Source organism: Burkholderia sp. ZZQ-2, from assembly GCF_050768715.1.
GTDB classification, from domain to species: domain Bacteria; phylum Pseudomonadota; class Gammaproteobacteria; order Burkholderiales; family Burkholderiaceae; genus Burkholderia; species Burkholderia cepacia.
Map to the genome: position 1 here is coordinate 1 of NZ_LDVA01000085.1, position 7,565 is coordinate 7,565.

7 protein-coding genes are annotated in these 7,565 nt (G+C 64.2%); 5 read left to right on the top strand and 2 right to left on the bottom strand.

What is annotated here, in order from left to right; genetic code table 11:
* Both ABY44_RS03695 and ABY44_RS03700 read left to right on the top strand, forming a co-directional pair.
* On the top strand, nt 1-896 hold an 896-nt coding region (locus ABY44_RS03695; protein ID WP_431640875.1), incomplete at its 5' end, for a carbohydrate ABC transporter permease.
* A gap of 26 nt (nt 897-922) precedes the next feature.
* Nucleotides 923-1,774, top strand: a complete 852-nt coding sequence (locus ABY44_RS03700; RefSeq protein WP_027790229.1) for a carbohydrate ABC transporter permease — start codon at nt 923-925, stop codon at nt 1,772-1,774.
* A gap of 211 nt (nt 1,775-1,985) precedes the next feature.
* On the opposite strand, the gene ABY44_RS03705 is transcribed toward ABY44_RS03700, so the two are convergent.
* Both ABY44_RS03705 and glcC read right to left on the bottom strand, forming a co-directional pair.
* A complete protein-coding gene (locus ABY44_RS03705; protein WP_431640876.1) occupies nt 1,986-3,260 on the bottom strand; it encodes a tetratricopeptide repeat protein in 1,275 nt (424 codons plus the stop codon).
* A gap of 414 nt (nt 3,261-3,674) precedes the next feature.
* Complete coding sequence (gene glcC / locus ABY44_RS03710) at nt 3,675-4,445, bottom strand: transcriptional regulator GlcC (protein WP_431640877.1); 771 nt, start codon at nt 4,443-4,445, stop codon at nt 3,675-3,677.
* A 232-nt stretch (nt 4,446-4,677) separates the two neighbouring features.
* Here glcC and glcD point away from each other — a divergent pair, with 232 nt between their 5' ends.
* From glcD to ABY44_RS03725, 3 genes are all read left to right on the top strand, one after another.
* Complete coding sequence (gene glcD / locus ABY44_RS03715) at nt 4,678-6,177, top strand: glycolate oxidase subunit GlcD (RefSeq protein ID WP_124838729.1); 1,500 nt, start codon at nt 4,678-4,680, stop codon at nt 6,175-6,177.
* Nucleotides 6,177-7,253: a glycolate oxidase subunit GlcE gene (glcE, locus tag ABY44_RS03720; RefSeq protein WP_060194162.1), complete on the top strand. Its 1,077-nt coding sequence runs from the start codon at nt 6,177-6,179 to the stop codon at nt 7,251-7,253. The genes glcD and glcE overlap by 1 nt, the downstream gene beginning before the upstream one ends.
* Nucleotides 7,254-7,277: 24 nt before the next feature.
* On the top strand, nt 7,278-7,565 hold a 288-nt coding region (locus ABY44_RS03725; protein WP_431640878.1), incomplete at its 3' end, for a 4Fe-4S dicluster domain-containing protein.

A 7,565-nucleotide genomic window follows, 5' to 3' on the forward strand; every position in this document is an offset into this window, starting at 1 on the left:
CCGCCGCGGTTGCCGCGGTTGCATCACCCGCGCGCCGCCCGTCGCCCGCCGTGCGGCGGCAACGGCGCGCCGCGTGGCTGTTTCTCGCGCCGGCCTGCGCGATGGTTGCCGTCTATGTGATCTGGCCGATCCTGTCGACGCTGTGGCTGAGCCTGTACAACTGGGACGGGATGACCGAGCGCACGTTCGTCGGTCTCGCGAACTATGCGGAGCTGCTGCAAGCGCCGACGTTCTACACGGCGCTGCGCAACAACGTGATCTGGCTCGCGCTCTTCATGCTCGCGCCGCCGCTCGGCCTCGCGCTCGCGCTGTACCTGAACCAGGCGGTCGCCGGCATCCGGCTCGTGAAGTCGCTGTTCTTCGCGCCGTTCGTGCTGTCGGGTGTGGTCGTCGGCCTGATCTTCTCGTGGTTCTACGATCCGACGTTCGGGCTGCTCGCGCTGATCGCCGGACACGGCATCCCGGTACTCGGCGACGCACGCTACGCGACGTTCGGCATCGTGTTCGCCGCGCTGTGGCCGCAAACCGCGTACTGCATGATCCTGTATCTCACCGGCCTCACGTCGCTCAATCCGGAACAGATCGAAGCCGCTCGCATGGAAGGCGCGCGCGGCTTCGCGCTGCTGTGGCACGTGGTGCTGCCGCAACTGCGGCCGACCACCTTCATGGCGATCGTCGTCACGGTGATCGGTGCGCTGCGCAGCTTCGACCTGATCTCGGTGATGACGAGCGGCGGCCCGTTCGAGAGCTCGACCGTGCTTGCGTATTACATGTACGACCAGGCGATCAAGTACTACCGGCTCGGCTATTCCGCGTCGATCGCGGTCGTGCTGTTCGCGATCATGCTCGTCTACATCGTGTTCCAGTTGCGCCGCCTGCTGCGCAACGAGCAGTGACCTGACCTTCCGGGGATGCCTTCATCATGTTTCCGACACCCGTTGCCCAATGGAAGCCGGTATCGCGCCGGCTGTACAAGCTGTCGCTGCCCGTCGCGCTCGTGATCTGGCTGCTGCCGATGATCGCGGTGTTCGTCACGTCGGTGCGCTCGACCGAGGAACTCGTCGAAGGCCACTACTGGGGCTGGCCGCGGCACTTCTCGATGATCGAGAACTATCGCGATGCGCTGACCACGTCGCCGATGCTGCATTACTTCTGGAACAGCGTGCAGATCACCGTGCCGTCCGTGCTTGGCTCGATCGCGCTCGCGGCGATGGCGGGCTTTGCGCTTGCGACCTACAAGTTTCGCGGGAGCACGGCGCTGTTCGGCACGTTCGTCGCGGGTAATTTCGTGCCGGTGCAGGTGCTGATGATTCCGGTGCGGGATTTGTCGCTGCGGCTCGGTGTGTTCAATACGGTCGAGGCGCTGATCCTGTTTCATGTCGCGTTCCAGACGGGGTTCTGCACGCTGTTCCTGCGCAACTTCATCAAGCAGTTGCCATTCGAGCTGATCGAGGCGGCTCGGATCGAAGGGGCGGGGGAATGGACGGTGTTCTGGCGGATCGTGTTGCCGTTGATCCGGCCGGCGCTGGCTGCGCTGGCGATTCTCGTTTTTACGTTCGTGTGGAATGACTACTTCTGGGCGCTGTGTCTCACGCAAGGGGATGAGGCTGCGCCGATCACGGCAGGGGTTGCCGCGTTGAAGGGGCAATGGACGACGTCGTGGAACCTCGTGTCGGCCGGGTCGATTCTGGCGGCGTTGCCGTCCGTCGCGATGTTCTTCGCGATGCAGAAGCATTTTGTGGCGGGGCTGACGTTCGGGGCAACCAAAGGCTGAGCGCGCGCAGCCCTGCGTATTCGTATCTCCCCCCTCCCCATCGAGAGGTTGCCCGCTTCGGCGGGCTTTTTTATCTTCGCGGATCGGGATGGATGTCGCCAAACGATCTGCAAGCGACCGCCAGATTTCAAGACGGCGGTCACCTGGTGACTGCGCAAGCGCCCAACAGCAAATGCGGCCTTCGGTGACTCACACCCCATCCCGGCTTTAATTACGGTGACGCGATGAAATTCTTTATCGATTGTATTTCGAATTTCGCCAAATCATATTCAGCCCACGAAACCGGACATAGCGAAACAGCCGTTTCGAAATTTCTCGTTGCATCCTCCATCTTGCCGGCCATCATATTCGCTTCCCCGATATAAGTCTCGGCTTCACATTGACGCGTCCCAGGAGGCCCGTCATCACCCTTGGCCGCTGCCACCCTGAGTTGGTCGGCATCTATTTTCGACAGGAAGTAATCGATGATCGGGCGAGGCCAGGATTCCTGATTCCGCAAGCTCGAAGATTCGCCGTTCAGGCTCACCCGATCATCCACGCCGTGCCGTTGCGATGCCAGATGCTTCCAGATCAGCATGTATGCAACATCTTCGGAACTGCTGTTTTCCCTGTTGTTGTCCAGCCATGCATTGGCTTCACGCAATGCGGCCGCATAATTCTTTGTATAGAAATTCAGCTTCACGTCTTTCAAGACAGCATCCCAATCTCGCGGATCGAGTTGCAGCGCCTTGTTCAAATTTCGGCGGGAGTCGTCATACCTTCCCATCGACATATACACCTGGCCGAGATTCACATAGGTCGTCGATGCATTTTTATCCGCGGCCAGCGACTCGTTCAATTTGTCGATGGCGACTTGATACAACCCCATATCCGCGAAAGCCATTGCATAACTGTCTTTTGCGTCGATGCTCCCAGGGTCGAGCTCCAACGCCTTTTTCAGGTCCAGGAGAGCATGATCGAAATCCAGCATCAATTTATAAGAACCCGCCCTGTGTACATAGGCGCCCGGATCCGATGGATCAATATTAATTGCCCCCGTAAAGGCGACTACGGATTTTTCATACTTGTTCGACAAGGAGTATCCAAGACCCGCGAACCTGTAAAGATAGGACGCAAGCCTATAATTTTTTCCCTCGTCGCTTATTATTTTCGCCGCAGCCAAGGCATCATCCGCGGAATTTTCCCGCTCGTGGATCTTGTCGTATGCAAGACTTCTCCCTACCAGCGCGTCAAGAAGAAGCGGGTGCAAGTTCAGTGCCGCGGTGTAATAGCTGATGGCTAGCAGGTAATTTCGGGCCTTTTCTGCTGCCTGCCCACGTTGAGCGAGCGTGACAGCTGTCTGTTGCGCGCTTGTTGAATCGACCGTCGCCGATACGAGCGAGGGGTCGGTGGTTGCCGTTTTGCCGGGCTCGCTAGCCAATACCTCGGTCATCGGGACCGAAATCAACAACATTGCCGAGACAACGGATAGAAGCGATCGATTCATGGGTCGGTTGTAATTATTCAGCGCGTGGGTCAAGCAGCGTACGTGGCATCCGGCGGCGGCGATGATCGACAGAGAATGCCGCCACCCGCCGGATAGTATCGATTATTACGCGATGGCCGCGAATGGGCGGGCCCAGCCCGTCTCGGTACAAGCACCGTTGCCGCGCAATCGCAGTCGGAGCCCGTTTCTTCGAGGGCCTTGCCGTACTCATGCGTCGGCATCGACATGCAGCATCCTCCTGTCAGGATCGATGGCGTAATACGTGCGACGGTACACGGCGCGTGTTGCACGAACATGCAAATCAGGGCGTGCCTCGTGCCAGATACATCGCATCATGATGCAATAACCATTCAAACCGCATCGTCGACGCACTTCGCTTGATGGACGTCATGGCACGAACACACCGGCGCCTGCTCAAATCCACCCTTCGAGCCGCAACGTCGACCGCACGAGCCGCTGCTCCTCCTGCTCGATCTCCCTCAGATATTCGACGCACTGGCGGATATGCTCGCTCGCCGCCTTGCGCGCCTGCTCGGGCAGCCGCCCGGTCACCGCGTTATAGAGCCGCGCATGCTGGCGATCGATCTGCTTCTTCAACGGCTCGCGGTGATAGAGGTTGTTCACCGACGCAAACACCGAGCTCAGCAGCAGATCCGTCAGCGACTGCAACGTATTCACGAGCACCGGGTTATGCGACGCCTCGCAAATCGCGAGATGAAACGCGTGATCGAGCTTCGCGCGCGCGGCCGGGTCGAGATCCTGCGCATCGGCCGCGGTCATCTCGTCGTAGCGACGCTTGATCAGGATGAAATCGGCGGACGTTCCGCGCAGCGCCGCCAGCCGCGCGGCCTCCGTCTCGAGCATCCCGCGCACTTCGAACAGGTCGTACAGCGTGCGCGGCTGCGAGCCGAGCAGGTGCATCATCGGCGAGACTTCGCGCTGCGGGGTCAGGCTCGCGACGAACGAGCCCTTGCCGTGCGTCGTCTCGATGATCCCGCGCGCACGCAGCAACTTCATCCCTTCGCGCACGGCCGTGCGCGACACGCCGAGCTTCTCGGTCAGCCGCCGTTCGGACGGCAACGCCTGCCCGGCCTTCAGCACGCCGTCGACGATCAATTGCTCGATCCGCTCGGCGACGACATCGGCGACATTGCGCGCCGGCGCTTGTCGATCCTGCATTTCCATACTGGTATGACCACTTTGGACGGATGTCGCCGATTTTCTCATAAACCCTTGTCGTGATTGGCTTTTACGTCAAGACCCACCCCAGCTTCACGGCACGCCTCGAAAAACTGGTATGACCACGCCCGCGACGTATGGACACGCACCGGCCGGCCGCCAAGAATGCCGTCCATCCGGCGCGTCGCGCATCCCGCGGCCGCCCGCATGGTGAAGAGAGTGGAGACGGAGACACACGATGAGTTTCACCTACGACGAACGGATCGACGGCCCGCTGGCGACCGTCGGCCGCGACACACTCGTCGCCGCACTGCACGCGGCGGCGCCCGGCCTCGACGTGCTGCACGAGCGCGAAGCGCTCAAGCCGTTCGAATGCGACGGCCTCGCCGCCTATCGCACGGTACCGCTCGCGGTCGTGCTGCCCGACACGGTCGAGCAGGTGCGCGCGGTGCTGCGCGTCGCCGCCGCGCTCGGCGTGCCGGTGGTCGCGCGCGGCGCGGGAACCGGGCTGTCGGGCGGCGCGATGCCGCTCGAAAAGGGCCTCCTGCTCGTGATGGCGAAGTTCAACCGGATTCTCGACATCGACCCCGATGCCGGCGTCGCGCGCGTGCAGCCCGGCGTGCGCAACCTCGCGATCTCGCAGGCAGCCGCGCCGCACGGCCTCTACTACGCGCCCGATCCGTCGTCGCAGATCGCGTGCTCGATCGGCGGCAACGTCGCCGAAAACGCGGGCGGCGTGCACTGCCTGAAATACGGGCTCACGGTGCACAACATCCTGAAGGTCGAGATCCTGACGATCGACGGCGATACGCTCACACTCGGCACCGACGCGCTCGACGCCCCCGGCTTCGACCTGCTCGCATTGTTCACCGGCTCGGAAGGGATGCTCGGCATCGTCACCGAAGTGACCGTGAAGCTGCTGCCGAAGCCGCCGAGCGTGAAGGTGCTGATGGCGAGCTTCGACGACGTCGCCGAAGCCGGTGCCGCCGTCGCGCGGATCATCGGCGCGGGCGTGATCCCCGGCGGCCTCGAGATGATGGACAACCTCGCGATCCGCGCGGCCGAGGATTTCATCCACGCGGGCTATCCGGTCGACGCACAGGCGATCCTGCTGTGCGAACTCGACGGCTCGCCCACCGACGTCGACGAAGATGCCGAACGCGTCGCCACGCTGCTGCGCGATGCCGGCGCATCGGAGATCCGTGTCGCGCGCGACGAGGCGGAGCGCCAACGCTTCTGGGCCGGTCGCAAGAACGCGTTCCCCGCGGTCGGCCGCATGTCGCCCGACTACTACTGCATGGACGGCACGATCCCGCGCCGCGAGCTGCCGCGCGTACTCGAAGGAATCGCCGCGCTGTCCGCCGAATACGGGCTGCCGGTCGCGAACGTGTTCCACGCGGGCGACGGCAACATGCACCCGCTGATCCTGTTCGACGCGAACCGCCCCGGCGAACTCGACCGCGCGGAAGCGCTGGGTGGAAAGATCCTCGAGCTGTGCGTCGCGGCGGGCGGCAGCATCACCGGCGAGCACGGCGTCGGGCGCGAGAAGATCAACCAGATGTGCGTGCAGTTCAACGCCGACGAAATCACGTTCTTCCACGCGGTGAAGGCCGCGTTCGATCCGCAGGGCCTGCTCAATCCCGGCAAGAACATCCCGACGCTGCACCGCTGCGCCGAATTCGGCGCGATGCACGTCCATCACGGCAAGCTGCCGTTTCCCGAACTGGAGCGTTTCTGATGCGACGCGAAATCGAATCGATCGACGACAGCGCGGCACTCGTCGCCCAGGTCGACGCGGCGATCCACGACCGTCAGCCGCTGCACATTCGCGGCGCCGGTACCAAGGCGTTCCTCGGGCGCCCCGTCGAAGGCCGCACGCTCGACGTGCGCACGCATCGCGGCGTCGTGTCCTATGACCCGACCGAACTCGTCGTCACCGCGCGCGCGGGCACGCCGCTCGCCGACCTCGAAGCGATGCTCGATTCGGCCGGCCAGATGCTGCCGTGCGAGCCGCCGTCGTTCGGCGGCGCGGCCACGGTCGGCGGCATGGTCGCGGCGGCGCTGTCGGGCCCGCGCCGCCCGTGGGCCGGCGCGGTACGCGACTTCGTGCTCGGCTGCCGCGTGATCACCGGCCACGCGAAACACCTGCGCTTCGGCGGCGAGGTGATGAAGAACGTCGCGGGCTACGACGTGTCGCGGTTGCTCGCGGGCAGCTTCGGCTGTCTCGGCGTCGTGACCGAGGTGTCGCTGAAGGTGCTGCCGAAGCCCCGTGCGACGTGCGATCTCGCGTTGCCGCTCGCAGTGGACGAAGCCGTGCAGCGCGTCGCCGCATGGCGGCGCGCGGGGCTGCCGCTCGCAGGCGCCTGTCACGCGGACGGCGTGCTGCGCGTGCGGATCGAAGGCGGCGAGGGCTCGGTGAAGGCCGCGCGCGACACGATCGGCGGCGACTGCATGGACGACCATGACGATGCGTTCTGGGCACGGCTGCGCGACCTTGCGCTGCCGTTCTTCGACGACCCGCGCCCGCTGTGGCGCGTGTCGGTGCCGGCCGCCGCGCCGCTCGACGCCCTGCCCGGCGCGCTGCTGGCCGACTGGGGCGGCGCACAGCGCTGGCTGAAAAGCGACGCCGCACCGGCCGACGTGCAGCGGCTCGCCGCGCAATGGGGCGGGCACGCGACCTGCTTCACGCCGGGCACGACGCGCGAGCCGTTCCAGCCGCTGCCGCCCGCGCTGCTGCGCGTGCACCGCCAGCTCAAGGCGCAGCTCGACCCGCATGCGATTTTCAATCCCGGCCGCCTGTACGCCGATTTCTGACGCGAACCCGATCCCGACCCGCCGATGCAAACCAATCTCAGCGAAGCAAGCAAGGCCCTCGCCCGGGCCGACGAAGCGGAAGCGATCCTGCGCGCGTGCGTGCACTGCGGCTTCTGCAATGCGACCTGCCCGACCTACCAGGTGCTCGGCAACGAGCTCGACGGGCCGCGCGGGCGCATCTACCTGATCAAGCAGCTGCTCGAAGGCGAGCCGTGCGGCGAACGCACGCAGCGGCATCTCGACCGCTGCCTGACGTGCCGCAACTGCGAGACGACCTGCCCGTCCGGCGTGCGCTATCACACGCTGCTCGAC